This window comes from Nocardioides baculatus, from assembly GCF_016735675.1.
Classification (GTDB): Bacteria; Actinomycetota; Actinomycetes; order Propionibacteriales; family Nocardioidaceae; genus Nocardioides; species Nocardioides baculatus.
In genome coordinates this window covers 514,115-541,043 of sequence record NZ_JAERSG010000002.1, presented here as the reverse complement: position 1 = coordinate 541,043, position 26,929 = coordinate 514,115, and the positions used below count along the sequence as shown (strand labels likewise).

Below are 26,929 nucleotides of genomic sequence, written 5' to 3'. Positions count from 1 at the left end.
CTACCCGTCGAGCAGGGCTGCGCGGACGTCAGCCACCGCGGCGGGCGCCCCGGTGACCGTCCAGTCGACCCCCGCAGTCCGTACGACGACCGAGTCGCCGCCCGCGCCGCGCACGATCGCCGCGCCCGGGAGCCGGTCCCAGTCGGCGACGCTGTGCTGGAAGAGCACGTCCCACTGGCCGCCGGCGATGGCCATGCAGTCCATCGTCCCGGAGCCGAGCATCCGCAGGGTCCCGACCTGGCCGAGCGCGCGGGTGAACGCCTCGCCGACCTCGCTGCCGTAGAACGGCGGGTGGAGGTAGGTCGTCGCGCAGCGCGCCTCGCGGGCGGTCTCGGGCAGCGGCGCGAGAGGGGCGCCGTCGCGGGTGCTCCGGAGGTCGGGGCCACCGACCCACGTGCGCCCGCTCGCGGCGTGGTGCACGGCCCCGAGGAGCACGTCGTCGGCGCCGTCCAGCGCCAGTGCGGAGCACCACCAGTCGCTGCCGCGGGCGAAGTTGTAGGTGCCGTCGACCGGGTCGATCACCCAGGTGCGACCCGAGGTCCCGGGCTGCGACGTGCCCTCCTCCCCCACGATCGCGTCGTCGGGCCGCTCGGCTCTCAGCCGCTCGACGATCAGCCGCTCGGCGGCGGTGTCGGCCTGGGTGACGATGTCGGAGCCGCTGGTCTTCCGCTCGACGTCGAGCCCGGCCTCGCGGATCCGCGCGGCGAGGGCCGCGGCGTCGCGGACCAGCTCGGTGGCGAGAGCGGCGTCGGCGAGCAGGCGCGAATCATCCACGGGGCAACGCTAGCCCGAGGGCGTACTGTGGCCGGACGGAGCCATCCAGGCTTCCGACAAGGGAGCCCCGATGAGCGACAAGTCGCCACGGCAAGGCATGTCCAAGAAGTCCGGCAAGTCCATCAAGGAGAAGCGTGCCGACAAGCACGCCAAGGCGGCCGGGAAGAGCGGCGCCGACGAGACGTTCCTCCCGCCGAAGAAGAAGTGAGTCTCCTCGGCCTCGGTGTGATCGGCACGTCGGCCAAGGAGAACGAGCACCGGCTACCCCTCCATCCCGACCACCTCGCGCGCTTGGGGCCTGAGGTCGCGGCACGCACCACGCTCGAGCACGGGTACGCCGCCCGGTTCGGCATCTCCGACGAGGAGCTGGCGCCGTACGTCGCGGGCTTCGCGACGCGCGGGGAGATCCTCGAGGAGTCCGATGTCGTCGTGCTGCCCAAGCCGCAGCACGAGGACGTCGCCCGGATGCACGCCGGGCAGGTCCTCTGGGGCTGGCCCCACTGCGTGCAGGACGCCGAGATGACCCAGCTGGCCATCGACCGCGAGCTGACGCTGATCGCCTTCGAGGCGATGAACCACTGGACCTCCGACGGTCACGTCGGGCTCCACGTCTTCCACAAGAACAACGAGCTGGCCGGCTACTGCTCGGTGCTCCACGCGATGGAGCTCGTCGGGATCACCGGCGACTACGGCCGCCGGCTCAGCGCCGTCGTGATCGGGTTCGGTGCGACGGCGCGCGGGGCGGTGACGGCGCTCAAGGCGCACGGTGTCGGCGACGTCGCCGTCCTCACCACGCGCGGGGTGGCCGCCGTCGGGTCACCGATCCACTCGGTACGGATCCGGCAGTGGGACCACGACCCCGACGGCGAGGGCATCAGCGTCGTGACCGACCGCGGTCGGGAGCCGCTGGCGCCCTACCTCGCGGAGAACGACATCGTCGTCAACTGCACGCTGCAGGACACGGCGGCACCGCTGACCTACCTCAGGACCGAGGACCTGGGCGGGTTCCGCCACGGCAGCCTGGTCGTCGACGTGTCGTGCGACGAGGGCATGGGCTTCTCGTGGGCCGTGCCGACCACCTTCGACGAGCCGATGTTCACCGTCGGCGACCGGGTCCACTACTACGCGGTCGACCACAGCCCGTCGTACCTCTGGAACTCGGCCACCTGGGAGAACAGCGAGGCGCTCCTGCCCTTCGTCGACCTCGTCCTCGCCGGACCGGCGAGCTGGGACGCCTCGGAGGTGTTGAGCCGGGCGATCGAGATCCGCGACGGACGCGTGTGCAACCCCGCGATCCTGGAGTTCCAGGGTCGGTCGGCGGAGCACCCCTACCCCGTCGGCTGACCGTCCGGGCCGGCGTCCGCCCAGGCGTCCGCGAGCAGCCGGCGGGTGTCCTCGAGCAGCTGCGGGAGCGTCTTGGTGCCGCCGACGACGGTGATGAAGTTGGCGTCGCCGGTCCACCGCGGCACGACGTGCTGGTGCAGGTGGTCGGCGAGCGAGCCGCCCGCGGAGCGGCCGAGGTTGAGCCCGACGTTGAAGGAGTGGGGGCTGCTGACGGCGCGGATGGTCCGGAGGGCGTGCTGGGTCATCGTCATCAGCTCGGCCGACTCCGCCTCGGTGAGGTCGGTGAGGTCGGCGACGTGGCGGTAGGGCAGCACCATCAGGTGCCCGGGGTTGTAGGGGTGCAGGTTGAGGACGGCGTACGTCGACCCGCCCCGCGCGACGATGAGCGACTCCTCGTCGGGGTGACCCGGGATCGCGCAGAAGGGGCAGCCCTCGTCGTCGACGGCCGTGCGGACGTAGGCCATCCGGTGGGGCGTCCAGATCCGCTCGAGACCGTCGTGTGGCATGCCGACGATCCTAGGGTGGGCACATGACCACGATCCGGCCGGCCGGTGCCGCCGACATGGCCGCGGTGGCGGACCTCTGGCACGAGGGCTGGCACGACGGCCACGCCGGCCACGTGCCCGACGGACTCACCGCGGCTCGCACCCTGGCTGCCTTCCACGAGCGCACCCCGACGCGGGTGGCGGACACCGCCGTGGCCGTCTCGGACGCCGGTGAGCTGCTCGGCTTCGTGATGGTGGTCGGCGACGAGGTCGAGCAGGTCTTCGTCGCCCGAGCCGCTCGGGGGACCGACCTGGCCGCCCGCCTGCTCGACGAGGCCGAGCGCGCGGTCGCCGCCGGTGGACACTCCTCGGCCTGGCTCGCGGTGGTCGCCGGCAACGCCCGGGCCCGCCGCTTCTACGAGAGGCAGGGCTGGGTCGACGAGGGCGACCTGCCCTACGAGGTCACCGCGCTCGGTCAGACGTTCGTGTCGCCGTGCCGGAGGTACGTGAAGCCGCTGGCGTAGCCGCCGCCCGGCGACAGTGGAGCCAGGTGCCGCTAGGTCGGGCCGCTGGCTCCACTTACGGCCGTTCGTGCCGTGACACGGCCGGGATGCACGTTGAGTCTCTGGGCGACTCACGGGCCACTGGACGTTGAGTCTCTGGGCGACTCACGGGCCACTGGACGTTGAGTCTCTGGGCGACTCACGGGCCACTGGACGTTGAGTCTCTGGGCGACTCACGGGTCACTGGACGTTGAGTCTCTGGGCGACTCACGGGCCAGTGGCGTCAGGTCCAGGCCTTCGCCAGCCGCTCGACGATCTCGGTGAGGCGCTCGGGCGAGGTGGCGAAGTTGAGGCGGACGTGGCCGGTGGAGCCGGGGGCGTAGGACGCGCCGTCGCTCAGCTGGACCCGGCCGCGCTCGAGGGCGACCGCGGCGGCGGCGTCGTGGCCGTAGGCGGACGCGTCGAGCCAGGCGAGGTAGGTCGCCTCGACGGGGCGCATCCGCACCTCGGGCAGGTGGTCCGCGAGCAGCGACCCGAGCAGTGCGCGCTGCTGGTCGAGTCGCTCGACCAGCGACGCCAGCCACGGGTCGCCGTCGTCGTACGCCGTCCGCGCGGCGATGACGCCGAGGGGCGACCACGAGTCGTTGCGGGACATCGGCTCGGCGTCGAGCCGGGCGCGGTCGGCCGCCGACGGCACGACGAGCTGCGCGCACTTGAGGCCGGCGGTGTTGAAGGCCTTGGACGCGGCGACCACGGCGACCGCGTGGTCGTGGGTGCCGTCGATCGCGAGGTAGGACACGTGCTCGGCACCCGGCAGGACCAGCGGCGCGTGGATCTCGTCGCTGACGACCCGCGCCCCGTGGCGTACGACGACGTCACGGATCCCCTCGAGCTCGGCCCGCGTGAAGACGCGGCCCCACGGGTTGTGCGGCTGCGTGAGGATCAGCGTCCGCGCACCCTCGGCGAAGAGCCGGTCGAGCCGGTCGAGGTCGATCCCGGCGCGCTCGGCCGACAGCGGCACCTCGAGCAGGTGCTCGGTGCGGCCGGTGATGCCGGCCAGGCCGTGCTGCGCGTTGTAGCCGGGCGTCGGGAAGACCACGCCCCCCGGACCACTGAGGACGTCGATGGCCAGGCGGACGCCGGCGGTCACGTCGACGACGGGACGTACGGCCTCGGGCGACGGCGCCCAGCCGAAGTGGCGTGCCGCCCACCCGGCGTAGGCCTCCCCCAGCGCCGGCTCGCGCTCGAGCGGGTAGCCCGTGATGCCGTCGGCGAGCGCGCGCTGCACCGCCTCCATCACCACGGGGTCGACGGCGTAGTCCATCTCCGCGACCCACGCGGGGATCACGCCGGCGGGCATCAGCCCCCACTTCAGGGGAAGCGCGCGGCGCGCCTGCTCCTCGGTGAGGTCGACGATCGGGCGGCGATCGGCGATGACCACCGCGACGTCAGACCTGCTCGCGCGACGCGACCGCGGCCGCGACCCGCTCGATCGCCTCCGCGACGGGCACGCCGTTGTCCTGGCGCCCGTCGCGGTAGCGGAAGGACACCGCACCGGCCTCGATGTCGTCGTTGCCGGCGATGACCATGAACGGGACCTTCTGGAGCTGCGCGTTGCGGATCTTCTTCTGCATCCGGTCGTCGGAGTCGTCGACCTCGACGCGCAGCCCCTGGGCCTTCATCTGCCGTGCCACGTCGTGGAGGTAGTCGGCAGCGAACTCGGCGACCGGGATCGCCTGGACCTGGACCGGGGCGAGCCACGGAGGAAAGGCGCCGGCGTAGTGCTCGACGAGCACACCGAGGAAGCGCTCGATGGAGCCGAACTTCGCCGAGTGGATCATCACCGGCTGCTTCCGGGTGCCGTCGGCAGCCTGGTAGGTCAGGTCGAAGCCCTGCGGCTGGTTGAAGTCGTACTGGATGGTCGACATCTGCCAGGTGCGGCCGATGGCGTCCTTGGCCTGCACCGACACCTTGGGGCCGTAGAACGCCGCACCGCCCGGGTCCGGCACGAGCTCGAGGCCGGACTCCTCGCAGGCCGTGCGCAGCACGTCGGTCGCGTTGGTCCACTGCTCCTCGGAGCCCACGAACTTGTCGGGCTTGGAGTCGTCGCGGGTCGAGAGCTCGAGGTAGAAGTCGTCGAGCCCGAAGTCGCGCAGCAGGCCGAGCACGAAGTCGAGCAGGTGCTTGATCTCGCCGGGCGCCTGCTCCTCGGTGACGTAGGAGTGCGAGTCGTCCTGCGCGAAGCCACGCACGCGGGTCAGGCCGTGGATGACACCGGACTTCTCGTAGCGGTAGACGTGCCCGAACTCGAAGAGCCGCAGCGGCAGCTCGCGGTAGGACCGTCCGCGCGAGCGGTAGATCAGGTTGTGCATCGGGCAGTTCATGGCCTTGAGGTAGTAGTCCGCGCCCTCGAACTCCATCGGCGGGAACATCGTGTCCTTGTAGTAGGGCAGGTGTCCCGAGAGGTGGAAGGTCCCCTCCTTGGAGATGTGCGGGGTCCCGACGTAGTCGAAGCCCTCCTCGATGTGCCGGCGGCGGACGTAGTCCTCCATCTCCCGCTTGATCACGCCACCCTTGGGGTGGAACACCGGCAGGCCGGAGCCGATCTCGTCGGGGAAGCTGAACAGGTCGAGGTCGCGGCCCAGCTTGCGGTGGTCACGCTTCTCGGCCTCGGCGATGCGCTCGAGGTGCGCCTCGAGCGCCTCCTTCGACTCCCACGCGGTGCCGTAGATGCGCTGCAGCTGCTTGTTCTTCTCGTCGCCGCGCCAGTAGGCCGCCGCGCTGCGCATCAGCTTGAACGCCGGGATCCGCTTCGTGGTGGGAAGGTGCGGGCCGCGGCACAGGTCGGACCACTTGGCCTCGCCGCTGCGGCCGATGTTGTCGTAGACGGTGAGCTCGCCGGCGCCCACCTCGACCGAGGCGCCCTCGGTGCCCTCGGCACCCGCGCCGCCCTTGAGCCCGATCAGCTCGATCTTGTAGGGCTCGTCCTTGAGCTCGGTCAGCGCGTCGGCATCGGTGGTGACCCGGCGCTCGAAGCGCTGGTTCTCCTTGATGATCTTGCGCATCGCGGACTCGATCTTGACCAGGTCCTCGGGGACGAAGGGGGTCTCGACGTCGAAGTCGTAGTAGAAGCCGTTCTCGATCGGCGGGCCGATGCCGAGCCTGGCCTCGGGCCAGATCTGTTGGACGGCCTGCGCCATCACGTGGGCGGTCGAGTGGCGCAGGATGTCGCGACCGTCGGCACTGTCGATGGCCACGGCCTCGACCTCGTCGCCGTCGGCGAGCTCGTAGGCCAGGTCCTTGAGCTGGCCCGCGACCCGGGCGGCGACCACGTCGGCGTCGTCGCGGAAGAGCTCCCAGGCCTTGGTGCCCGTCGTCACCGAGGTCTCCGCACGCTGATCTGCGTGGACGCGGACGACCTTGATGTCAGACACGGGAGAGCTCCTCTGGTGGTGGTGCACGGGGTGGGACGGATGTCGCGGCGAGCCTATCGGCCGGACGTCGGGGCCTTCACCCCGGTTTGTCCCACCCCACCGGGTGGACGCCGCGGTGAACCACGGACGGGCGGGGTACCCACCCGGCATGTCCCTCGCCCCGATCCGGACGCAGGTCGCTGCTCCTGCCCTGACCGTCGCGTCGGTGCCCTCCGGCCACGTGTACGTCCGCCACCTCGCGCCGATCGGCGGTCGCGGTGCCGTACGGCTCCCCGATCCCGACCCGAGCCGACCCGACAGGCCGGCCGGCGCCACCTGGTGGCCCCCGGTGATGCTCGACCCCGAGTGGGCGCGCACGGCCGACTTCGACGTGTTCCACCTGCACTTCGGCTTCGATGCCGTGCGCCCCGAGGACCTGGACAAGCTCACCCGCGTCCTGCGCGGTCGCGGCACACCCTTCGTGTTCACCGTCCACGACCTGCGAAACCCCCACCACCACGACCGCGCGCTGCACGACGCGCACCTCGACGTGCTGGTCCCCGCGGCCGACGCGCTGGTGACGCTCACCCCGGGCGCGGCCGACGAGATCGAGACGCGCTGGGGACGGCGGCCGGTGGTCGTCCCGCACCCGCACGTCGTGGACCTGCCGACCATCGCCCGCGCGCTCGACGTACGGCCGCGCTGGCGCAACCGGCCGTTCCGGGTGGGCCTGCACCTCAAGAGCCTCCGGGCCAACATGGACCCGATGCGGATCCTGCCCACGCTGGTCGACACGGTGGCCGACCTCGACGACGCGGTGCTGCAGGTGAACTGCCACCGCGACATCCTCGAGGCCGACGGCGCCCGTCGCGACGACGAGCTGGCCGACTGGCTGCGCCGCGAGGCGAACCGGGGGCGGCTCGAGCTCGCGGTGCACGACTACTTCTCCGACGACGACCTCTGGGCCTACCTGTCCTCGCTGGACCTCTCGGTGCTGCCCTACACGTTCGGCACCCACTCCGGCTGGCTCGAGGCCTGCCGCGACCTCCAGACGACGGTGCTCGCCCCGAGCTGCGGCTACTACGCCGACCAGGGCCCGATCCTGAGCTACACCAACGACGGGGACGACTTCGACGCAGGCTCGCTGCGGGACGCGGTGGTCCGGGCGTACACCGAGCGACCGCGCTACGGAGCGACGGTCGACGAGCGCACCGAGCAACGGGCGCTCGTCGCCCGGACCCACGAGGACCTCTACCGCGAGGTGTGCCGGTGACGCTTGCCCCACCCGGCGACCGGTTGCGCATCTGCCTGGTCGCCAACTGCCGCTTCCCGATCGCGGAGCCCTTCACCGGTGGTCTGGAGTCGATGACCTGGCACCTCGCCAGCGAGCTCGTACGCCGTGGGCACGAGGTCGCCGTCTTCGCCGCGCCCGGCTCCGACCCCGGTCTCGGCGCGACCGAGCTGCCCGTCGACGTGCTGCCCGACCACGCGGGGCGCCACGACGTCGGTGCGCCGCCGTACGTCGAGGTGGCCGAGCACCACGCCTACCTCTCCCTGATGCTCCAGCTGTCGGGGCACGAGGGCGCCGAGTTCGACGTGCTCCACAACAACAGCCTCCACTACCTGCCGGTCGCGATGGCCCGCTCGCTCCCGATGCCGGTCCTCACCACGCTGCACACGCCGCCGCTGTGGTGGCTGGAGTCGGCCGTCCGCATCGACGGGGGCAGCAGCTCCTTCGCCGCCGTCTCCCGTCACACCGCCGCAGCATGGGCCTCGATCACGCCGAGCACCTGCGTCCTCAACGGGGTGGACGTGTCCCAGTGGCCGGCCGGTCCCGGCGGCACCACGGCCGTCTGGTCCGGACGGATCGTCGAGGAGAAGGCGCCGCACGACGCCGTCCTCGCGGCCCGTCGGGCGGGCGTCCCGATCGTGCTGGCCGGCCCGATCCTGGACCGCGACTACTTCCGCACCGTGCTCGAGCCGCTGCTCGGCCCCGACGCGACGTACGCCGGCCACCTCGCGCAGGCGGACCTCGCCGCGCTCGTCGGTGGCTCGGCGGTCGCGGTCGTGACGCCTGCCTGGGACGAGCCCTACGGACTGGTCGCAGCGGAGGCACTGGCCTGCGGGACACCTGTCGCGTCCTACGCGCGCGGCGGCCTGCCCGAGGTGCTGTCGACCGACACCGGACGGCTCGCCGCGCCGGGTGATGTCCCCATGCTGGCGAACGCCATCGGCGAGGCGGTGACGCTGGACCGCGCCCTCTGCCGCGAGCGCGCGGAGGCCGAGCTCTCCCTCACCCGGATGGTCGACCGCTACGAGGAGCTCTACCTCGACGTCCTCGGTCGGCGGCTCGCCGCGTGATCGGCTACTACGTCCACCACCAGGGCAACGGGCACCTGCACCGGGCGATGACCGTCGCGCCCCACCTGCCCGAGCCGGTGGCCGGCATCTCCTCGCTGCCCCGGCCCGCGTCCTGGACGGGTCCCTGGATCCAGCTCCCGCGTGACGACAGCGCTCCGTCCTACGCCGGCGCCGACGTCACCGCGCAGGGCCACCTGCACTGGGTGCCCCTCGGGGACGCCGGGCTCAGCGGACGGATGGCGACCATCTCGTCGTGGATCGAGCAGCACGCCCCGACCGCGATGGTGGTCGACCAGTCCGTCGAGGTCTGCCTGCTCGCCCGTCTCCACGGCGTGCCGGTGGTGGCGATGACGGCACCGGGTCGGCGTACGGACACAACGCACGCGCTCGGCTTCGGCGTCGCGTCGGCCGTCGTGGGTGCGTGGCCGGACGGCTGGACGCACCGGATGCTGTCCGGCACCGAGCGAGCGGTGCACGCGATCGGCGCGGTCTCCCGGTTCGCCGTGTCGAGCGGTCGCACCCGTCCGACGGGTCGCCGACCCCACGCCGTGCTCCTCGCCGGCACCGGGGGTGACGGCTTCACGCGGGCGTCCGTGGCGCGGGCGCAGGAGCAGACGCCCGGCTGGGACTGGACGATCCTGAGCCGCACGCTGGGCACCTGGCACGCGGACCCCGCAGCAGTGCTGGCGACCGCGGACGTCGCCGTGCTGCACCCGGGCCAGAACTCGCTCGCGGAGGTGGCCGCGCTCCGGGTGCCGGCCGTCGTGGTGCCGGCCGACCGACCCTTCGACGAGCAGCGCGTCACCGCCTCGGTCCTGGCCGACGGGTGGCCCGCCGTCGTCGTCGACGCGGTCCCCGCGACCGGCTGGGCCGACCTGCTCGACCAAGCGCTCTACCTCGACGGCGAGGGCTGGGCCGACTGGTGCGACGGTGGCGCCCCGACCCGGCTCGCCGGGGTGGTGCGTGGCGTCGTCGACGGCGACCGCGCCGCATGACGGGCACCGCGGTGGTGACCGTCGTCCACGAGCGGGGCGACCACCTGTCCCGGCAGCGCGCCTCGCTCGCCCTCTCGACCTCCGCGCCCGACCACCACGTCGTCGTCGCGGTCGACGACCCGGTCGTGGCGGCTGCCAGCTGGTGCGCGGCCTCGTTGCCCGGAGACCCGCTCGGCCTGCCGATCGCCGCTGCCCGCAACCGTGGCGCCGAGGTGGCGATCGCCCGCGGTGCCGACGTCCTGGTCTTCCTCGACGTGGACTGCCTCGTGGACCCCGGCCTCGTCGCGGCGTACGCCGACGCGGTGCACGACGAGCCCCGGATCGTCTGGTCGGGACCGGTCACCTACCTCGAGCCGCCACCTCCTGACGGCTACGACCTCGCGACGCTCGCCGCCCTCGACTCGCCGCACCCGGCCCGCCCGGCGCCCGGCCCGGGTGTCCGCCTCAGCGGCGCCGACCCGGACCTGTTCTGGTCGCTGTCGTTCGCCTGCTCGGTCGAGGCGTGGCACCGCACGGGCGGCTTCTGCGAGGACTACGTCGGCTACGGCGGCGAGGACACGGACTTCGCGCGGGTGGTCGCCGGGTCCGGCCTCGACCTCGGTTGGCTCGGGGACGCCCGCGCCTTCCACCAGTGGCACCCGGTGTCGCGGCCACCGGTCGAGCACGTCGACGACATCGTGCGCAACGCCGAGATCTACCGCCGCCGCTGGGGGACGACCCCGATGCTGGGCTGGCTCGAGGCCTTCGAGGCCAGCGGCCTGGTGCGCCGCGACGACGAGCGCTGGCTCGTCACGGGCTGATCCCGCACGCCGTCCGGCCGGGTCACGGCCCCCGCGGAGGGAGCCGTCGATCAGTGGGCGACGGCCTCGCCGGTCTGCACCCGCCAGAGGGCGGCGTACGCACCGTCGCCGGCGATCAGCTCGTCGTGGGTCCCGGCCTCGATGACGCGGCCGGCGTCGAGCACCCAGATCCGGTGCGCGTGCCGCACGGTCGAGAGCCGGTGGGCGACGACGATCGCGGTGCGCTGCGCGGTGGCGCGGCGCAGCGAGCGCTGGATGGCGGCCTCGGTCTCGTTGTCGACCGCGCTGGTCGCCTCGTCGAGGACGAGGACGGCAGGGTCGCGGAGCAGCGCGCGGGCCAGCGCGAGCCGCTGCCGCTGGCCGCCCGACAGGGTCACGCCGCGCTCGCCGACCCAGGTGTCGAGGCCGGCGGGCATCGCGTCGATGAAGTCGATCGCGGCAGCCGCCTCCGCCGCTGCCCGCACCTCGTCGCGGGTCGCGCCGGGGCGCCCGTAGGCGATGTTGTCGGCCACGGAGCCCGCGAACATGAAGACGTCCTGGGCGACGTAGCCCATCGAGCCGCGCAGCGAGTCCCAGTCGAGGTCGCGGACGTCCTGGCCGTCGAAGAGCACGTGCCCCGACCGCGGGTCGTCGAAGCGCAGCACCAGCCGGAGCAGCGACGACTTGCCGGAGCCGGTCGAGCCGACGATCGCGTGCGTCTCCCCCGCCGGGACGACGAGGTCGATGTCGTGCAGCACGTCGGGCCCGTCGGCATACCCGGCGCGTACGCCGCGCAGCTCGACGCGGCCGGTGACCGGTCGCTCGAGGGCGGTGGCACCGGCCGGGACGGTGACCGGGACGTCGAGGAGGGCGAGGATGCGCGCGGCGGAGGCGCGGCCGCGCTGGTAGAGGTCGAGCACCTCGGCGACCTCGGTGAGCGGCCACAGCAGGCGCTGCGTCATGAAGACCAGCACGGAGTAGAGGCCGACCTGGAGGTCGCCGCGCAGGGTCGCCCAGCCGCCGAGCAGGAGCGTGCAGGTGAAGCCGGCGAGGATCGCCATCCGCACCAGCGGGACGAAGGCGGCCGACGAGCGGATCGCCTCGGTGTTGGCCTCGCGGTAGGCCTGGGACACCGCGGCCACCCGGTCGCGCTCGCGGTCCTCGGCGGTGAACGCCTTGATCGTCGCGATGCCGGAGATGTTGGCCGACAGGGTGCTCGACAGGTCGGCGACCGCCACCCGCACCCGGTCGTACAACGGCTCGAGCCGGCGCTGGAAGACGAGCGAGCCGATCACGATCAGCGGGATCGGCAGGAACGCCAGCACCAGCAGCTGACCCGACGCCGCGGCGAAGACGGCACCGACCAGCAGCACATTGAGGGCGGTCTGGAGGATCGCCGGGGCGCCGACGTCGAGGAAGCGCTCGAGCTGGTTGACGTCGTCGTTGAGGGTCGCGAGCGTCGACCCGGCGGGGCGGCTCTCGTGCCACCCGAGGTCGAGGTGCTGGACGTGGTCGTAGGCCTCGACGCGCAGGTCGTGCTCGACTCCCTGGGCCAGGCCGCGCCACAGCACGCTGGCGACGTACTGGCTGAGGGACTCCACGACCCACACCACCGCGTTGATGACGGCCAGCCAGCCCAGCTGGGCGAACCGGGACTCCACGCCGAGCACCTCGCCGACGAACGACCCGTCACCGCGTACGACGACGTCGACGGCGGCACCGATGAGCAGCTCCGGCACCACGTCGGCGACCTTGTTGACGGTCGAGGCCACGACGGCTCCGACGAAGCGGGCGCGGTAGGCGTCGTAGCGCCGCCAGAGCTCACGCAGCGGCTGGACGGTGGTGGGCTCGGCAGGCTCGGGCACCAGTGAAGGCTAGGCCGGGGTCGACGCCCGCACGGTCACCGGGCTGCGTCGAGGTAGCCCACCATCCGGTCGAAGAGCGCGGAGGCCCGGTGCAGGTCGGGTGACCCGGCGCCGGGGTCGGCGTCGGGCAGGACGACGTCGCCCTCCCGCCAGCCCGGCCGGTAGCGGTCCGCCAGAGCGGCGGCCACCCGGGCGGCGTCGCGCACCACGCGCGGGTCGACCGACCAGACAGCCTCGAAGAGGCGGTCCTCGGAGGCCGCGTCCTGGCCGGGACGCTCGACGGCGGTGAGGAACGCGGGGAGGTCGGGCGAGTCGCAGACCACGAGCCACTCGCGGTTGAGCTGGGCGGTGCGGGGCAGCGCCACCTCGACCGGTTCCCCGGGGGCGAGGGGTGCCGGGTCGGCGAAGTCGGCGAACACGACCGTGTGGCGAGCCGTGCGCGCCAGCTCACGCCACCGGCGGATCGAGCCGCGGAGGTAGGTCTCGCGCTGGAAGCCCCCGAAGAGAACCGGCTCCACCGCACGCGCGCAGCACTCGTCCTCGATCGCCCGGCTCATCGCCACCAGGGTCGGGCGCGAGAGCACCTGCGCCGCCAGGGCGGGGTGCTGCAGCCGGATCTCGGCGAACACCGAACCGGTCGGGGCCGGCACCTCGGTGACGCGCTGCACGGCCGTGTGGAGCGAGACCCCGGAGCTGCGACGCTCCAGCACGTCGAGCACGGCGCGGACCTCCGACTCCTCGTAGCGTCGGTGGCCGCCGTCGGCCAGGCGCACGGACCGTGGAAATCCGTGGCGCGATTCCCAGCTGCGCAGCGTCCCGGTGGGTACCCCAGTACGACGGGCGAGCTCGCCGATGGTGAGGGGGGCGCGCGACGTGGACACCGATGACTCCTATGCAAGATGCCTGGATATAGTTGTGAGTCTTGCATAGATTGAGGGCGGACAGGGGTCCCGGAACAGGGAGACGGATGATCTCGACAGCCACGGACACGGCGCTGCAGCGCCTCCTCGACGACGGTCGCGCCCGCGCGGCGACGGTCGACCCCCACCACGTCCACCTCTGGGACGCGCTGGTCGCGGCCACCGAGGGCGGCAAGCGCTTCCGTCCGGCGATGGTCACCGCCACCCACGAGGCCCTGGGCGGCACGCACCCCGACGCGGCTGCCGAGGTCGGCGCCGCGGTGGAGCTGCTCCACACGGCGTTCGTCATCCACGACGACGTCATCGACGACGACCACGTGCGGCGCGGTCGGCCCAACGTCAGCGGCACGTTCCGCGCCCGCGGGCAGGACCTCGGCGCGGAGGACGGCGGAGCGGGCTACGGCCTGACGGCCGCCATCCTCGCCGGCGACCTCGCGCTCTCCGCCGCCGTCCGTGCGGTCGCGCTGTGCGGCGCCGAGCCCCTCGTCGTACGACACCTGCTCGACCTCTTCGACGTCGCCCTGCACACCACCGCGGCCGGCGAGCTCTCCGACGTACGCCTCACGCTCGAGCCCGGGACGGTCACGCTGGACGAGAGCCTGAGGATGGAGGAGCAGAAGACCAGCGCCTACTCCTTCGCCCTCCCGCTGCAGGCGGGCGCGGTGCTGGCCGGCGCCGACGCCACGACGACGGCGCGCCTCGGCGAGGCCGGACGCGCCCTGGGCGTGGCCTTCCAGCTCGTCGACGACCTCATCGGGGTCTTCGGGGACCCGGACCGCACCGGCAAGAGCGCGACCTGCGACCTGCGCACCCGCAAGCAGACGCCGCTCCTCGTCCACGCCCGGTCGAGCGACCAGTGGGACGCGATCCGCGGCTACGTCGGCCGCGACCTCGACGACGCCGAGCTCGACGAGGTCCGCGCCCTGCTCTCCTCGTCGGGATCGCGGACGTTCGTGGAGGAGCTCGCGGAGCAGCACCTCGCCGAGGCCCGCTCGGTCCTCGCCGACCTCGGGATCGCCCTCGACGTCGTCGACGCCGTGACGGTGCGCCCCCCGACGGTCGTCGACGGCAGCGAGGTGGCGGCGTGAGCACCCCACGACGTTCTTCTCCTCCGCTCCGCTCCCCCGGACAACGCCCCGGGGACCCCGCATGAACCTGCACCTCGCCCGGGCCGGCGCCCGCACCCTCTACGACACGGTGTCGGAGGCCAGCTCCGCCGTCGTCATCCGGGAGTACTCCAGCTCCTTCGGGCTCGCGTCCCGCCTGCTCGGCGAGCCGGTGCGCACCCAGGTGCGCAACATCTACGCCCTGGTGCGCGTCGCCGACGAGATCGTCGACAACCCCGACCCCGCGCTCCCCCGCTCGGCCCGGGCGACCATGCTCGACTGGCTCGAGGACGACGTGCGGCACGCGATCCGCACCGGCTACAGCGGCAACCTGGTCGTCCACGCCTTCGCCCGCACGGCGCAGGCCGTGGGCATCACCGACGAGATCGTCGCGCCGTTCTTCACCTCCATGCGGACCGACCTCGACACGACGGTCCACACCCCGGCCAGCTTCGAGACGTACGTCTACGGGTCGGCCGAGGTGGTCGGACTGATGTGCCTCAGGGCGTTCGTCGCGGCTCCCGACGGACCGGCCGAGCGCGCGGGCGCCTACGACCGGCTCGCGCCCGGCGCCCGACGGCTCGGCGCAGCCTTCCAGAAGCTCAACTTCGTGCGCGACCTGGCCGACGACCACGACGTCCTGCGCCGCGACTACTTCCCCGGCCTCGACGTGGACCGGTTCTGCGACGCCGACCGCGACCGGGTCCTCGACGACATCGATGCCGACCTGGCCGCCGCGGCCGCCGTCGTCCCGCAGCTGCCGACCAGCAGCCGCCGCGCGGTGCACGCCGCCCACGCGACGTTCGCCGAGCTCTCGTGCCGGCTCCGCCGGACCCCGGCCGACGAGATCAGGCGCACCCGGGTGCGGGTGCCGACCGCGGTCAAGCTGCGGATCGCGGCCGGCGCACTGCGCGGGGGCCGCTCGTGAAGGTCGTCGTCGTCGGCGGTGGCATCGCCGGCCTCGCCACGGCCGCGCTGCTCGCCTCGCGCGGCCACGACGTCGACCTGCTGGAGAAGAACGACGAGCTCGGCGGCCGCGTCGGCAGCGTCGAGCGGGACGGGTTCCGCTTCGACACCGGTGCGTCCTGGTACCTCATGCCCGAGGTCTTCGAGCACTTCTTCTCCCTCCTCGGCACCACCGCCGCGGCCGAGCTCGACCTGAAGGTCCTCGACCCCAGCTATCGCGTCTTCTTCGAGGGCCACCCCGACCCCGTCGAGCTGCGACCGGACCGCGACCACAACCGGGCGCTGTTCGAGTCCCTCGAGCCCGGCGCCGGTGACCGCTTCGACGCCTACCTCAGCTCGGCGGAGGACACCTACGACATGGCGCTGCGGCGGTTCCTCTACAGCAGCTTCGACTCCCCCACGTCACTGCTGACGGGTGACGTCGTACGCCGGGTGCCGACCCTCGGCCGGCTGCTCACCCGCTCCCTCGAGCGCCACGTGTCCGCGTCATTCTCCGACCGGCGGATCCAGCAGGTGCTCGGCTACCCCGCGGTCTTCCTGGGCTCTTCGCCCGACCGCGCGCCGAGCATCTACCACCTGATGAGCCGGCTCGACCTCGGCGACCGCGTGCTCTACCCGCAGGGTGGCTTCACCAAGCTGATCGACGTGATCGCCTCGCTCGCCGAGCGGCACGGGGCCCGCCTGCACACCGGCACGCAGGTCAGCGGCATCACCACCCGCCCCGGCCCGCGGCGGCGCGCCGAGGCGACCGGGGTGGCGTACGTCGACCGGCACGGCGCCGCCGGGACGATCCGGGCCGACGTCGTGGTGGGCGCCGCCGACCTCCACCACCTCGAGACCGCGCTGCTGCCCGCGCACCTGCAGACCCACCCCGAGTCCGCGTGGCGCCGACGCTCCCCCGGCCCCGGCGCCGTGCTGGCGATGCTCGGGGTCGACGGCGAGCTGCCGCAGCTGGCGCACCACACCCTCTTCTTCACCGAGGACTGGAAGCAGAACTTCGGCGACATCTTCGGTCGCGACGCCCGGGTGCCGGACCCCGCGTCGATCTACGTCTGCAAGCCGTCCGCGACCGACCCGTCCGTCGCACCCGCCGGCTCCGAGAACCTCTTCGTCCTCGTCCCCGTCCCCGCGGACACCGCGATCGGCGCCGGCGGCGACGACGGAGGTGGCTCGGACACGGTCGAGCGCACCGCCGACGCGGCCATCGACCTCGTCGCCGACTGGGCGGGCGTGCCCGACCTGCGCGAGCGGATCCGGGTGCGCCACACCGTCGGACCCGAGGACTTCGCCACCCGCTACCACTCGTGGCGCGGCGGTGCGCTCGGCCTCGAGCACACCCTGCGGCAGAGCGCGTTCCTGCGCCCCGGCAACGCCTCGCGCAAGGTCGACGGCCTCCTCTACGCCGGCTCGACGACGATCCCCGGCGTCGGCCTTCCGATGTGCCTGATCAGCGCCGAGCTGGTGCTCAAGCGCCTCTCCGGCGACCGCTCGACCCTGCCCCTCGCCGAGACCGAGCACGCATGAGCAACACGCCACGACGTTCTTCGACTCCCCCGCTTCGCTCCTCCGCCGAACAACGCCGCGGGGACCCCGCATGAGCGTCCTCCAGTGGTCGTACGTCGCGATGCTGGCGTTCTGCCTGGCCGGCACGCTCCCGCTCGTGCCCGCCTTCCGGCTCGACGTGCTGCGCCAACCGCGCCGGCTCGCCCTCACCGTCCTGCTGGCCGGGGTGCCGTTCCTGCTGTGGGACCTCTACGCCACCCATGCCGGGCACTGGAGGTTCGACGCCGACCAGACGCTCCCCCCGCGCATCGCCGGGCTGCCGCTCGAGGAGGTCGCCTTCTTCGTGGTCATCCCCCTCGTGTCGGTGCTGACGTTCGAGGCCGTCAAGGTCGCCCGCCGGCGGTGGGCGGAGCGATGACCTACACCTCGCTCGCCGTCCTGGGCGTCCTGGTCGCCGTCGCGGTGGACCGGTGGGTCGCCCGCACCCGGATCACCAGCACCCGCGACTGGTGGTCCGCCTACGCGATCATCGTGTTCTTCCAGCTGCTCACCAACGGCTGGCTGACGGGTCGGCGCATCGTGCAGTACGACCCCGCGACGATCCTCGGCGACGACCGCGTCGTCGCCGTCGGTGGCTGGCGGTTGCTTTACGCGCCGGTCGAGGACCTCCTCTTCGGCTTCGGGCTGGTCCTGCTGTCGTGCGTCGCGTGGACGTGGCTCGGCCGACGCCGCCCCCAGCCCTCCCCGGACGGGACAGGGCGGGCCGCATGACCGTCAGCGAGCGGCTCCAGGCGCTGCAGCCCACCGAGATCGGCGTACCCGGTCCGACCTCGACCGACATGGCCCGCGCCTTCCGGTCGGTGCGCCGCGACCCGCTCACGTTCCTCGGGCAGGTGCAGCAGCGCTACGGCGACCTGGTCTCGTTCCCCGTGCCCGGCGCACCGGCCCTCCTCGTCAACGACCCCGACGACGTGCGCCACGTCCTGCAGACCGGGGCTCGCCACTGGGGCAAGCAGACGGTGCAGTACGCCGCCCTTGGGCGGGTGACCGGCCCCGGACTGCTCGCCTCCGCCGAGCCCAACTGGATCGAGCACCGCCGCCTGGCCGCGCCCGCCTTCCACCACGAGCGCCTCGCGGCGGTGAGCGACCGCGTCCGCTCGGCGGCCGACGACGGGGTGCGCGAGGCGTTGACGTCCTCCGGCCCCGCCGTCGTCGACGTCGCGTCCCTCATGCACCGGATCGGGCTCGACGCCGTCGGGCGGGCCCTGTTCTCCGCGGACCTCGGCGGCCACGCCGACGACCTGCTGCGCGCCAGCAGCGCGGCGGCCGAGATCGTCGTCAAGCTGGGCCGCTCGATCCTGCCGACGGCCGAGTGGGCCCCGACCCGGACCAACCTCCGGCTGCGCGCGGCGCGCCGACGCCTCGACACCGTCACCGCCCAGCTGATGGCGGACCGTCGCGCCCGACCGTGTGCGCCCGGTGACGTCCCGCACGGCGACGACCTCCTCGGGCTGCTGCTCGACAGCGGTCTCACCGACCCCGAGATCCGTGACGAGCTCGTCACCATGGTCATCGCCGGCCACGAGACCGTCGCGGCCTCGCTCACCTGGACCCTCATGCTCCTCGCGGAGGACCAGGCCGCACAGGATCGCCTCCGCGCGGAGCTGGCCGCACTGCCCGGACCGGTTTCCCTGCTCGACCACCGCGACCGCATCCCATGGACCCGGGCGGTCATCGACGAGGCGCTCCGCCTGTTCCCACCGGCGTGGGTGATCTCCCGGCGCTCGGACCGTGACGACGTCGTCGGCGGGGTCGACGTGCCGGCCGGGACGCTGGCGATCATCAGCCCGTGGCTCGTCCACCGCCGTCCTGACGTGTGGGCGGACCCGGACGAGTTCCGGCCGCAGCGCTTCCTGGAGAGCGGCGCCGGCCGCACGGCGTACCTCCCCTTCGGCCAGGGTCCGCGGCTCTGCATCGGGCGCGAGCTCGCGCTCGGCGAGATGGCGGTCGTGCTCGGCCGCCTCCTCGCCACGCACCACGTCGGGCTCCCGTCGGGCCCGTCGGGGTGGAGACGACCCGCCCCCGAGGCCCAGGTCGCCGTCCACCCGCGAGGCGGGATGCCGCTCACGCTCACGCCGCTCTCCGGCGTGGCCGGTGGTCGCCGTGGCTGACCTCGGGATCGCCGTGGTCCTGCTCGTCGCCGCCTGCGTCCCGCTGTGGCTGCTGCGCGACGTCCGTGTGCTCCCCGGCGCGGGCCGAGGCGCCCGACCGAGTCTCTCGGTGGTGGTGCCCGCCCGCGACGAGGAGCAGACGCTGCCCGTGCTGCTCGCCTCACTGGAGGGTTCGCCCTGGGTGGACGAGCTCGTCGTGGTCGACGACGACTCGTCCGACCGGACGTCGACCGTGGCGGCCGCTGCGGGTGCGCGCGTCGTGGTCGCCGCGTGCTCGCGACCGGAGGGCTGGACCGGCAAGGCCTGGGCGTGCCACACCGGTGCCGAGGCCACGACCGGCGACCTGCTGCTCTTCCTCGACGCCGACACCGCGCTCGCGCCCGACGCCGTGGCGCGCCTGGTGGCCGCGCACGAGCTGCACGGCGGGCTGGTCTCGGTGCAGCCCCACCACCGCACCGTCCGGGCCTACGAGCAGGCCTCGGCCTACTTCAACGCCGTCGCGCTGATGGCCAGCGCCGCCTTCACCGGCCGGCGCACCTCCCGCCCCATGGCGTTCGGGCCGTGCCTGCTGACCTCGCGCGCCGACTACGAGCTGGCCGGCGGCCACCGGGCGGTGCGAGGCGCGATCCTCGACGACGTGTCCCTCGCCAGGGCGTACGACGCGGCCGGGCTGCCGGTCACGTCCTTCACCGGCGGCGACGCGGTCTCCATGCGCAGCTATCCCGGCGGCCCCGGGCAGCTGGTCGCGGGCTGGTCCAAGAACATCGCGTCGGGCGCGGGTGCCGCGAGCCCGCTCGCCTCGCTCGCGACCGTCCTGTGGATCTGCGCGCACCACGTCGTGGCGCTCGGGGCTGCGGGTGGCCTCATCGACGCGTTCCGCGGCGGGGCCGGGCCGTCGACGCTGCTGTGGGTGGCGGCGTGGCCGGTGGCCGCCGTGCAGCTGCGCGCGGTGCTGCGCACGGCGGGGTCCTTCCGGTGGTGGACCTGGGCGCTCTTCCCGGTGCCGCTGCTCGCCTTCGACCTGGTGTTCGCGCGCTCCGCGATGCTGACGGTCGTCCGACGTTCGGTGCGCTGGCGCGGCCGGCCCGTCGACCTCCGGCGCGACCGCACGACCCGGGAGACGGCCTGATGGGCTACGTACTGCCGCAGTGGCTGACCGTCGTCGTGGACGTCCTCGCCTGGGGCTTCTTCCACGCCGCGACCGGTTACGCCGCGCACCGCCTCGGCGAGCGCCGCCTGGACCGCGACGGCCCGCTGCTGCGCGGGCGTGGCTTCGAGGCGGGAGGCGCGTGGTACCGCCGCCACCTCCGGATCCACCGGTGGAAGGACCGGATGCCCGAGGCCGGCGCCCTCTTCGACGGCGGGATCAGCAAGCGGGAGCTGCCGGGCCGCGACGTCGAGGGCCTGCGGACCTTCGTGCGCGAGACGCGGCGCGCCGAGCTCGCCCACTGGTGGGCGATGGCGTGCTCCCCTCTCTTCGTCCTCTGGAACCCGCCGGTCGCCGCCGCACTCCTCATCGCCTACGGGGTACTGGTCAACGTGCCCTTCATCGCCATCCAGCGCTACAACCGGTACCGCACGCTGCCGCTCCTGCGGCGGCTCGAGCGGCGCGGGAGCCTCGCGTGACCACCGAGACCACGCGCGTCCGCGCCGCGACGCCCGCGCCGGCCGACGACGGGTCGCGGCACGGCCCCGTCGCCCAGCTGCTGATCGCGTGGTCGCCCCTGAGCGCGATCCTCGTCGCCTACTGGCTCGCCCAGTGGGTCACCGCGCCCCTCGGCACCGGCGACGGCGACGACGCCAACCGGGTCGGCGCGGTGCTGCACGTGCGCGGTCCGGCCCGGGCCGACGAGGCCGTGTTCGGGGTCGTGCCCACGGTCTGGCTGCAGGAGCACCTCGTGGGCGGCACGCCGCGGTGGTGGGACGCGGTCGCCGCACTCGTCTACGTCACCCACTTCGTCGCGATCCCGCTGGTCACGGCCGTCGTCTGGTTCGCGCTGCGCGACCGGTTCCGCGAGTGGGTCGTCGCCGCGCTGACGATGTCGCTCGTCGGGATCGCGGGCTACGTCGCCTATCCCGCTGCCCCGCCGTGGCTCGCCGCCGAGCGCGGCGACATCGGCGACGTCGAGCGGATCTCCCACGTCGGGTGGGACGTGCTCCACCTCGACGTCGTCGGTCGCCTCACCGAGGCCGGGCAGTCGGGCAGCAACCCGGTGGCCGCGATGCCGTCGCTCCACGCCGGCGCCGCCCTCCTGGTCGCGCTCTTCCTCTGGCCGTCCGTCTCCCGGGCGGCCCGCGTCGCGCTGTCGGCGTACGCCCTCGCGATGGGGCTGACGCTCGTCTACACCGGCGAGCACTACGTGGTCGACGTCCTCGTGGGCTGGGCGGTCGCGGTCCTGGCGGTCCTGTGCGCGACGCTGGCTCGGACCGATCGGTACCGTCGCAGGAAGGGACTCGACCGGGCCCCGGTCCGGGAGGTGGGCACATGAGCACCGACCTGTCGTCGAGGCGTGGAGCCGCCGGGTCGACCGTGCGCGGACTGGTCGCTGCCGCGCACGCCGGACCGGCGCTCGCGGTCACCGCCCTCGCCGGGCTGCTGGCGGCGGCCCAGGGACTCGACGCACCACGCGCCGGGCTCGTCGTGGCCGCGGTGCTCGCCGGCCAGCTGTCCGTCGGCTGGAGCAACGACCTCGTCGACGTCGGCCGCGATCGACGGTCCGGCCGTGACGACAAGCCACTGGCGACGGGCGACGCGTCGGTCGGGACGGTCCGCGCCGCGTGCGCGGCTGCCCTCGTGGCCTGCGTCGCCCTCTCCCTCGCCCTCGGTCTGCTCCCCGGGCTCGTCCACCTCGGCTGCGTCGCGTCGGCGTGGGCCTACAACCTCGGGCTCAAGGCCACGGTGTGGTCGTGGCTCCCCTACTCGATGAGCTTCGGCGGCCTGACGGCCGTGGTGTCGTACGCCGACGCCGCGGCCCCGCCGTGGTGGTGGCCGGTCGGTGCCGCGCTCCTCGGCGTGGGTGCGCACCTGCTCAACGTGCTGCCCGACCTCGACGACGACGCCGCGACCGGGGTGCGCGGGCTGCCGCACCGGCTCGGTCCCCGCTGGATCGCACCGGTGGCGGCGACGGTCCTCGCCACCGCGACACTGGTCGTGCTCGTGGGTGCCGCGCCCCCGCTCGCCGTGGTGGTCGTGGCCGCGGCGGTGACCCTGGTCCTCGCAGGCGTCGTGGTCCGCGGCTCCGGGCGCCTGCCGTTCGCGGCCGCGGTGGCCATCGCCCTGCTCGACGCGCTGCTGCTGGTGGTGGCGCGATGAGCGAGTCCTGGGACCTCGTCGTCGTCGGAGCCGGCCCGGCAGGAGCCGCCACCGCCCTCGGCGCGCTGACGGCCGACCCCGGCCTGCGCGTCCTGCTCCTCGACCGCAGCGACTTCCCGCGCGACAAGTCGTGCGGCGACGGCATCGCACCCCACGTCGTCGACGCCCTCGCCGAGGTCGGCGCGGCCGACGTCGTCGACGGGTGGGCTCCCCTGCGCGACCTCGAGCTCGCCCACGGCGACGTGGTCGTGTCCGGACCGATGCGCCGCGAGGTGCACGTGATCCCCCGCCAGGTCTTCGACGCCCGACTGGTCGCGCGCGCGGTGGCCGCGGGCGCCGTGCTCCGGCGGCACCGCGTCTCCTCCGTCGAGGTCGACCGGACCGGCCCTCTGGTGTCCGGCGAGGTCCGCGGCTCCGTCGTGGTCGGCGCCGACGGTGCCCACTCGCTCGTCCGGCAGCTGCTGCTCGGGAAGCGGCGCGAGCCCCGCGCCATCGCGATCCGCGGCTACGCGCCCGTCACCGACGCAGTCCGGGGCCGCCAGGTGATCCGCTACGGCGACCGGCGGCAGCCGTCCTACGCGTGGGCCTTCGACCGCGGCGACGGGCTGGCCAACGTCGGCTACGGCGAGCTGCTGCCCGGTGAGGCCTCCGGCACGCCGCCGAGCCGACGGCTGCTGCTCGACCAGCTGGAGGCGCTCGTCCCGGGCGCCGCGAGCACCGGCGACGACTGGCGCGGCCACCACCTCCCGCTGAGCACCTGGCGCTGGGACCAGCCCGACGGCCCCGTGCTCCTCGTCGGCGACGCCGCCGGCCTGGTGAACCCGATGACCGGCGAAGGCATCTACTACGCCGTCGCGACCGGGATCGCCGCCGGCCGCACCGCCGCTCGGGCGGTCGCGCTCGGACGTCCGGAGGCGGCCGGGGCCCGCCACCGCACCGTCGTACGCACGATGCTGGGCACCCACCTGCGCCACACCTGGGTCGCCTCGCGACTGGCGCAGTCGCCGCGGGTCGTCGACGCCGGCATCCGCGCGGCCGCCCGGGACCGCCACGTCTTCGACACGCTCGTCGAGATCGGCCTCGGCGACGGCCGAATCGACCGCCGCCTCGCCGCCGGACTGGCGCGCGACCTCCTGCCCCACGCACACCTCCTGAACCGACGTCGACCCGCAAGGAACACCGCATGAGGATCCTGGCCACCCGCAGCGCACTGCCGCCGCACTCCTACCCCCAGGCGGAGATCACCGAGGCGTTCGCCGAGGTGATCTCCGAGCGCAGCGTCGACCACGCCCTCCTGCGCAGGTTCCACCGCAACGCGGGCGTCGAGCGCCGGCACCTCGTGCTGCCCCTCGCGGACTACGCGACCCTCGGCGACTTCGGCCACGCCAACGACCTCTTCATCGAGCACGCCGTCGAGCTCGGCGCGCAGGCGCTGGTCGACGCGTTGAAGGCCGCCGACCTCACGCCGTCCGACGTCGACCTCGTCGTCACGGCGACGGTCACCGGGCTGGCCGTGCCGTCCCTGGACGCCCGGATCGCGGGCGTGGTCGGGCTGCGCCAGGACGTACGCCGGATGCCACTGGTCGGCCTCGGGTGCGTGGCGGGTGCCGCCGGCATCGCGCGGGTGCACGACTACCTGCTCGGCCACCCCGACCACGTCGCCGTGCTCGTCGCGGTCGAGCTGTGCTCGCTGACGGTGCAGCGCGACGACACCTCGGTGCCCAACCTCGTGGCGAGCGGTCTCTTCGGCGACGGCGCCTCGGCGGTCGTGGCGGTCGGCGACGCCCGGGACGGCGGCGCGGTGCGCGTGCTCGACTCCCGGAGCCGGCTCTACCCCGACAGCGAGCGCACGATGGGCTTCGACGTGGCGGGGTCCGGGCTGCGGATCGTGCTCGACGCCGAGGTGCCCCACCTCGTCGAGCGGTTCATCCGCGACGACGTGGACGCCTTCCTCGCCGACCACGACCTGACCCGCGACGACATCGGCTGGTGGGTCTGCCACCCCGGCGGGCCGAAGGTGATCGAGGCGCTGCAGGCTGCTCTCGAGGTGCCCCGCGAGGCGGTGCAGCTGACGTGGGAGTCGCTCGCCCGGGTCGGCAACCTGTCGTCCGTGTCGGTCCTCCACGTGCTCGAGGACACCCTCGACCAACGCCCGCCCGAGCCCGGGAGCCACGGCGTGCTCCTCGCGATGGGACCGGGCTTCTGCTCCGAGATCGTGCTGCTGCGGGCGGACGCATGACCACGCTGCTGGCCTTCACCGTCCTGGTCCTGCTCGTCGGGCTCGAGCGCGTCGCCGAGCTGGTCGTGTCCGTCCGCAACGCGGCGTGGAGCCGCGAGCGCGGAGGCGTGGAGAGCGGCCTCGGCCACTTCCCCTTCATGGTCGTCCTGCACACCGCGCTGCTGGTCGGCGCGTTCGTCGAGGCGTGGGTGCGCCGGCCCGACGTCCCGTCGCTGCTCGCCTGGTCGATGCTGGCGCTGGTCGTGGCCTCGCAGGCGCTGCGCTGGTGGTGCATCGGCACCCTCGGACGGCGGTGGAACACCCGCGTGATCGTCGTGCCCGGCCTGGCGCCGGTGACCTCCGGGCCCTACCGCTTCCTGCGCCACCCCAACTACGTCGCGGTCGTCGTCGAGGGCATCGCCCTCCCGCTCGTGCACGCCGCGTGGATCACCGCGGTCGTCTTCACGGTGCTCAACGCCGGCCTGCTCGCCGTACGGATCCGGGCCGAGGACGCCGCCCTCGCCACACTCCCCCAGGAGGTGTCCGCCGATGCGTGACGTCGTCGTCGCGGGAGGCGGCCCGGTCGGGCTGGCCGCGGCCCTCCACGCACACCGCGCCGGCCTGTCGGTCGTCGTGCGCGAGCCGCGCACCGGTCCGATCGACAAGGCGTGCGGCGAGGGGCTGATGCCCGGCGCGGTCGCCGAACTGGCCGGCCTCGGCGTGCACCCCCACGGACGCCCGCTCTCCGGCATCCACTACCTCGCCGCCGACGCCCCCGGCGCGGGCGCCACTGCCCGCTTCGCGGCCGGCCCCGGTCGGGGCGTACGACGCACGGTGCTGCACGACGCCCTCGCGGCGGCGGTCGCCGAGGCCGGCATCCCGGTCGAGCGGCGTGCCGTCGACGACGTACGCGACGCCGGGGACCACGTGCTGGTCGACGGCGAGCCGGCGCGCCACCTCCTCGCGGCGGACGGCCTGCACTCCCCGGTGCGCCGCCTGCTCGGCCTCGACGTGCCGGCCGCGAAGGGGGCACGCCGGCGGTTCGGCCAGCGCTGCCACGTCGAGCAGGCACCCTGGACGTCGTACGTCGAGGTGCACTGGTCGCCGCGGGCGGAGGCCTACGTGACACCCGTCGACGACGACCTCGTGGGGATCGCGGTCCTCGGTGACGCGGGCGCGCGCTTCGACGACCTGCTCGACGACTTCCCCGCCCTCGCCGACCGGCTCACCGGACCCCGCAGCCGGGTGATGGGTGCCGGGCCCCTGCGCCAGCGCGCCCGGTCGCGCTCGGCCGGGCGCGTGCTGCTGGTCGGCGATGCCGGCGGCTACGTCGACGCACTCACCGGCGAGGGCATCGCGCTGGGTCTCGCCCAGGCGCGGGCCGCCGTTGCGTGCCTGGCCTCGGACCGACCCGACCTCTACGAGCGACGGGCGCGTCGCCTGGCGATGCGCCACGAGCTCCTCACCCGTGCCCTCGTGCGGACCACCGCGCACCCGGCCGTCCGTCGCCGGCTGGTGCCGGCCGCGACTCGCTTCCCCGGCCTCTTCGGCGCGGCCGTCAACCAGCTGGCCCGACCCGCGGGAGGTGTCGCATGAACCCGCCCCGGGAGCTCGTCGTGCTGCTCGACGAGGACGGTCGGGCGGTCGGCACCGCCGACAAGTCAGGCGTCCACCACGCGGAGACCCCGCTGCACCTCGCGTTCTCCACCTACCTCTTCGACGCAGCCGGTCGGGTGCTGGTGACCCGGCGCGCGCTCACGAAGCAGACCTTTCCGGGGGTCTGGACCAACAGCTGCTGCGGGCACCCCGCGCCCGGAGAGGACCTCGGCGACGCCGCCCGACGCCGGGTGCGGCAGGAGCTCGGTGTGGACGTCGCCGACCTGCGGCTGGTGCTGCCGACGTTCCGCTACCGCGCCGAGCAGGACGGCGTCGTCGAGAACGAGATGTGCCCGGTCTACGCCGGTCTGGTGCGGGATCCGGTCGATCCGGACCCCTCCGAGGTGGACTCGGTCGCCTGGGTGCCGTGGAGAGACTTCCGGACCGGTGTGCTCGACGGGAGCCGCACCGTGTCGGTGTGGTGCCGCGAGCAGGTGGCCCAGCTGCCGGAGGACCCGCTCGGCGCGCCGGACGGAGCAGTCGCGGACCTGCCCCCGGCCGCCCAGCCCTCGGGGTGGAGCACCTGACTGGACCTTTCCCCGTTCCACCCGCGTTCT

General features: G+C 73.8%; 28 protein-coding genes. 22 read left to right on the top strand and 6 right to left on the bottom strand.

The window, feature by feature from the left end:
* Positions 1-774 carry an inositol monophosphatase family protein gene (locus JI751_RS08365; RefSeq protein WP_307814014.1) on the bottom strand — a complete coding sequence of 258 codons (774 nt, stop codon included), beginning with the start codon at positions 772-774 and terminating at the stop codon, positions 1-3.
* A 70-nt stretch (positions 775-844) separates the two neighbouring features.
* On the opposite strand from JI751_RS08365, the gene JI751_RS08360 reads away from it, so the two are divergent.
* Both JI751_RS08360 and JI751_RS21770 read left to right on the top strand, forming a co-directional pair.
* Positions 845-982, top strand: coding sequence for a hypothetical protein (locus JI751_RS08360; RefSeq protein ID WP_165354226.1), 138 nt, complete (start codon positions 845-847; stop codon positions 980-982).
* On the top strand, positions 979-2,118 hold the full coding sequence (locus JI751_RS21770) for a N(5)-(carboxyethyl)ornithine synthase (RefSeq protein ID WP_201935428.1): 1,140 nt from the start codon (positions 979-981) through the stop codon (positions 2,116-2,118). Before JI751_RS08360 ends, JI751_RS21770 begins: the two co-directional genes overlap by 4 nt.
* Here the strand turns inward: JI751_RS21770 and JI751_RS08350 are convergent.
* Entirely contained in the window at positions 2,103-2,624 is a 522-nt protein-coding gene (locus tag JI751_RS08350; protein ID WP_201935426.1) for an HIT family protein, read from the bottom strand. The genes JI751_RS21770 and JI751_RS08350 overlap by 16 nt on opposite strands.
* 23 nt (positions 2,625-2,647) lie before the next feature.
* On the opposite strand from JI751_RS08350, the gene JI751_RS08345 reads away from it, so the two are divergent.
* The gene (locus JI751_RS08345; protein ID WP_201935424.1) at positions 2,648-3,127 is read left to right on the top strand and encodes a GNAT family N-acetyltransferase; all 480 of its coding nucleotides are present in this window, start codon (positions 2,648-2,650) and stop codon (positions 3,125-3,127) included.
* A gap of 262 nt (positions 3,128-3,389) precedes the next feature.
* Here JI751_RS08345 and JI751_RS08340 read toward each other — a convergent pair whose 3' ends face one another.
* Positions 3,390-4,547 carry a MalY/PatB family protein gene (locus tag JI751_RS08340; RefSeq protein WP_201935422.1) on the bottom strand — a complete coding sequence of 386 codons (1,158 nt, stop codon included), beginning with the start codon at positions 4,545-4,547 and terminating at the stop codon, positions 3,390-3,392.
* 7 nt (positions 4,548-4,554) lie between these two features.
* The gene (thrS, locus tag JI751_RS08335) at positions 4,555-6,540 is read right to left on the bottom strand and encodes a threonine--tRNA ligase (protein ID WP_201935420.1); all 1,986 of its coding nucleotides are present in this window, start codon (positions 6,538-6,540) and stop codon (positions 4,555-4,557) included.
* 148 nt (positions 6,541-6,688) lie between these two features.
* Here thrS and JI751_RS08330 point away from each other — a divergent pair, with 148 nt between their 5' ends.
* Genes JI751_RS08330 through JI751_RS08315 form a run of 4 tightly spaced genes read left to right on the top strand, consistent with a single transcriptional unit; the run spans position 6,689 to position 10,675 of the window.
* Positions 6,689-7,792, top strand: a complete 1,104-nt coding sequence (locus JI751_RS08330; protein ID WP_201935418.1) for a glycosyltransferase family protein — start codon at positions 6,689-6,691, stop codon at positions 7,790-7,792.
* A complete protein-coding gene (locus JI751_RS08325) occupies positions 7,789-8,880 on the top strand; it encodes a glycosyltransferase (protein ID WP_201935415.1) in 1,092 nt (363 codons plus the stop codon). The genes JI751_RS08330 and JI751_RS08325 overlap by 4 nt, the downstream gene beginning before the upstream one ends.
* A complete protein-coding gene (locus tag JI751_RS21765; RefSeq protein WP_201935413.1) occupies positions 8,877-9,875 on the top strand; it encodes a glycosyltransferase in 999 nt (332 codons plus the stop codon). Before JI751_RS08325 ends, JI751_RS21765 begins: the two co-directional genes overlap by 4 nt.
* The gene (locus JI751_RS08315; RefSeq protein ID WP_201935410.1) at positions 9,872-10,675 is read left to right on the top strand and encodes a glycosyltransferase family 2 protein; all 804 of its coding nucleotides are present in this window, start codon (positions 9,872-9,874) and stop codon (positions 10,673-10,675) included. Before JI751_RS21765 ends, JI751_RS08315 begins: the two co-directional genes overlap by 4 nt.
* A gap of 50 nt (positions 10,676-10,725) precedes the next feature.
* Here the strand turns inward: JI751_RS08315 and JI751_RS08310 are convergent, their stop codons facing one another.
* Together JI751_RS08310 and JI751_RS08305 are read right to left on the bottom strand one after the other, a co-directional pair.
* The gene (locus JI751_RS08310) at positions 10,726-12,519 is read right to left on the bottom strand and encodes an ABC transporter ATP-binding protein (RefSeq protein ID WP_307814011.1); all 1,794 of its coding nucleotides are present in this window, start codon (positions 12,517-12,519) and stop codon (positions 10,726-10,728) included.
* A 35-nt stretch (positions 12,520-12,554) separates the two neighbouring features.
* Positions 12,555-13,400, bottom strand: coding sequence for a DICT sensory domain-containing protein (locus tag JI751_RS08305; RefSeq protein ID WP_201935408.1), 846 nt, complete (start codon positions 13,398-13,400; stop codon positions 12,555-12,557).
* Positions 13,401-13,486: 86 nt separating this feature from the next.
* On the opposite strand from JI751_RS08305, the gene JI751_RS08300 reads away from it, so the two are divergent.
* The 15 genes from JI751_RS08300 to idi all read left to right on the top strand — a co-directional run bounded on the left by JI751_RS08300 (position 13,487) and on the right by idi (position 26,899).
* Entirely contained in the window at positions 13,487-14,527 is a 1,041-nt protein-coding gene (locus JI751_RS08300) for a polyprenyl synthetase family protein (RefSeq protein WP_201935407.1), read from the top strand.
* A 61-nt stretch (positions 14,528-14,588) separates the two neighbouring features.
* Positions 14,589-15,473 carry a phytoene/squalene synthase family protein gene (locus JI751_RS08295; protein ID WP_201935405.1) on the top strand — a complete coding sequence of 295 codons (885 nt, stop codon included), beginning with the start codon at positions 14,589-14,591 and terminating at the stop codon, positions 15,471-15,473.
* Entirely contained in the window at positions 15,470-17,035 is a 1,566-nt protein-coding gene (gene crtI, locus JI751_RS08290) for a phytoene desaturase family protein (RefSeq protein ID WP_201935403.1), read from the top strand. The genes JI751_RS08295 and crtI overlap by 4 nt, the downstream gene beginning before the upstream one ends.
* A gap of 70 nt (positions 17,036-17,105) precedes the next feature.
* The gene (locus tag JI751_RS08285; RefSeq protein WP_201935402.1) at positions 17,106-17,432 is read left to right on the top strand and encodes a lycopene cyclase domain-containing protein; all 327 of its coding nucleotides are present in this window, start codon (positions 17,106-17,108) and stop codon (positions 17,430-17,432) included.
* Positions 17,429-17,785, top strand: coding sequence for a lycopene cyclase domain-containing protein (locus JI751_RS08280; protein WP_201935400.1), 357 nt, complete (start codon positions 17,429-17,431; stop codon positions 17,783-17,785). Before JI751_RS08285 ends, JI751_RS08280 begins: the two co-directional genes overlap by 4 nt.
* Positions 17,782-19,185, top strand: a complete 1,404-nt coding sequence (locus JI751_RS08275; RefSeq protein ID WP_201935399.1) for a cytochrome P450 — start codon at positions 17,782-17,784, stop codon at positions 19,183-19,185. Before JI751_RS08280 ends, JI751_RS08275 begins: the two co-directional genes overlap by 4 nt.
* Positions 19,178-20,314: a glycosyltransferase family 2 protein gene (locus tag JI751_RS08270; protein ID WP_201935397.1), complete on the top strand. Its 1,137-nt coding sequence runs from the start codon at positions 19,178-19,180 to the stop codon at positions 20,312-20,314. The genes JI751_RS08275 and JI751_RS08270 overlap by 8 nt, the downstream gene beginning before the upstream one ends.
* Positions 20,314-20,811, top strand: coding sequence for a glycosyl-4,4'-diaponeurosporenoate acyltransferase CrtO family protein (locus JI751_RS08265; protein ID WP_201935396.1), 498 nt, complete (start codon positions 20,314-20,316; stop codon positions 20,809-20,811). The genes JI751_RS08270 and JI751_RS08265 overlap by 1 nt, the downstream gene beginning before the upstream one ends.
* Positions 20,808-21,674 carry a phosphatase PAP2 family protein gene (locus JI751_RS08260; protein WP_201935395.1) on the top strand — a complete coding sequence of 289 codons (867 nt, stop codon included), beginning with the start codon at positions 20,808-20,810 and terminating at the stop codon, positions 21,672-21,674. The genes JI751_RS08265 and JI751_RS08260 overlap by 4 nt, the downstream gene beginning before the upstream one ends.
* Positions 21,671-22,498, top strand: coding sequence for a UbiA family prenyltransferase (locus tag JI751_RS08255; RefSeq protein ID WP_201935394.1), 828 nt, complete (start codon positions 21,671-21,673; stop codon positions 22,496-22,498). The genes JI751_RS08260 and JI751_RS08255 overlap by 4 nt, the downstream gene beginning before the upstream one ends.
* Complete coding sequence (locus JI751_RS08250; RefSeq protein ID WP_201935393.1) at positions 22,495-23,685, top strand: geranylgeranyl reductase family protein; 1,191 nt, start codon at positions 22,495-22,497, stop codon at positions 23,683-23,685. The genes JI751_RS08255 and JI751_RS08250 overlap by 4 nt, the downstream gene beginning before the upstream one ends.
* Positions 23,682-24,737 (top strand): type III polyketide synthase, encoded by a 1,056-nt coding sequence (locus tag JI751_RS08245; protein ID WP_201935392.1) that lies wholly within the window; start codon positions 23,682-23,684, stop codon positions 24,735-24,737. The genes JI751_RS08250 and JI751_RS08245 overlap by 4 nt, the downstream gene beginning before the upstream one ends.
* The gene (locus tag JI751_RS08240) at positions 24,734-25,273 is read left to right on the top strand and encodes an isoprenylcysteine carboxyl methyltransferase family protein (protein WP_201935391.1); all 540 of its coding nucleotides are present in this window, start codon (positions 24,734-24,736) and stop codon (positions 25,271-25,273) included. The genes JI751_RS08245 and JI751_RS08240 overlap by 4 nt, the downstream gene beginning before the upstream one ends.
* On the top strand, positions 25,266-26,312 hold the full coding sequence (locus JI751_RS08235) for an NAD(P)/FAD-dependent oxidoreductase (RefSeq protein ID WP_201935389.1): 1,047 nt from the start codon (positions 25,266-25,268) through the stop codon (positions 26,310-26,312). Before JI751_RS08240 ends, JI751_RS08235 begins: the two co-directional genes overlap by 8 nt.
* The gene (gene idi / locus JI751_RS08230) at positions 26,309-26,899 is read left to right on the top strand and encodes an isopentenyl-diphosphate Delta-isomerase (RefSeq protein WP_201935387.1); all 591 of its coding nucleotides are present in this window, start codon (positions 26,309-26,311) and stop codon (positions 26,897-26,899) included. Before JI751_RS08235 ends, idi begins: the two co-directional genes overlap by 4 nt.
* The last annotated feature ends 30 nt before the right edge of the window (positions 26,900-26,929 follow it).

What these genes read in the sequence shown, in the direction of transcription:
- JI751_RS08360 (WP_165354226.1), top strand. Translation starts at nt 845, where the DNA reads ATGAGCGACAAGTCGCCACGGCAAGGCATGTCCAAGAAGTCCGGCAAG.
- JI751_RS08350 (WP_201935426.1), bottom strand. Translation starts at nt 2,624, where the DNA reads ATGCCACACGACGGTCTCGAGCGGATCTGGACGCCCCACCGGATGGCC.
- JI751_RS08345 (WP_201935424.1), top strand. Translation starts at nt 2,648, where the DNA reads ATGACCACGATCCGGCCGGCCGGTGCCGCCGACATGGCCGCGGTGGCG.
- JI751_RS08330 (WP_201935418.1), top strand. Translation starts at nt 6,689, where the DNA reads ATGTCCCTCGCCCCGATCCGGACGCAGGTCGCTGCTCCTGCCCTGACC.
- JI751_RS08315 (WP_201935410.1), top strand. Translation starts at nt 9,872, where the DNA reads ATGACGGGCACCGCGGTGGTGACCGTCGTCCACGAGCGGGGCGACCAC.
- JI751_RS08300 (WP_201935407.1), top strand. Translation starts at nt 13,487, where the DNA reads ATGATCTCGACAGCCACGGACACGGCGCTGCAGCGCCTCCTCGACGAC.
- JI751_RS08295 (WP_201935405.1), top strand. Translation starts at nt 14,589, where the DNA reads ATGAACCTGCACCTCGCCCGGGCCGGCGCCCGCACCCTCTACGACACG.
- JI751_RS08285 (WP_201935402.1), top strand. Translation starts at nt 17,106, where the DNA reads ATGAGCGTCCTCCAGTGGTCGTACGTCGCGATGCTGGCGTTCTGCCTG.
- JI751_RS08280 (WP_201935400.1), top strand. Translation starts at nt 17,429, where the DNA reads ATGACCTACACCTCGCTCGCCGTCCTGGGCGTCCTGGTCGCCGTCGCG.
- JI751_RS08275 (WP_201935399.1), top strand. Translation starts at nt 17,782, where the DNA reads ATGACCGTCAGCGAGCGGCTCCAGGCGCTGCAGCCCACCGAGATCGGC.
- JI751_RS08265 (WP_201935396.1), top strand. Translation starts at nt 20,314, where the DNA reads ATGGGCTACGTACTGCCGCAGTGGCTGACCGTCGTCGTGGACGTCCTC.
- JI751_RS08255 (WP_201935394.1), top strand. Translation starts at nt 21,671, where the DNA reads ATGAGCACCGACCTGTCGTCGAGGCGTGGAGCCGCCGGGTCGACCGTG.
- JI751_RS08250 (WP_201935393.1), top strand. Translation starts at nt 22,495, where the DNA reads ATGAGCGAGTCCTGGGACCTCGTCGTCGTCGGAGCCGGCCCGGCAGGA.
- JI751_RS08245 (WP_201935392.1), top strand. Translation starts at nt 23,682, where the DNA reads ATGAGGATCCTGGCCACCCGCAGCGCACTGCCGCCGCACTCCTACCCC.
- JI751_RS08240 (WP_201935391.1), top strand. Translation starts at nt 24,734, where the DNA reads ATGACCACGCTGCTGGCCTTCACCGTCCTGGTCCTGCTCGTCGGGCTC.
- JI751_RS08235 (WP_201935389.1), top strand. Translation starts at nt 25,266, where the DNA reads ATGCGTGACGTCGTCGTCGCGGGAGGCGGCCCGGTCGGGCTGGCCGCG.
- idi (WP_201935387.1), top strand. Translation starts at nt 26,309, where the DNA reads ATGAACCCGCCCCGGGAGCTCGTCGTGCTGCTCGACGAGGACGGTCGG.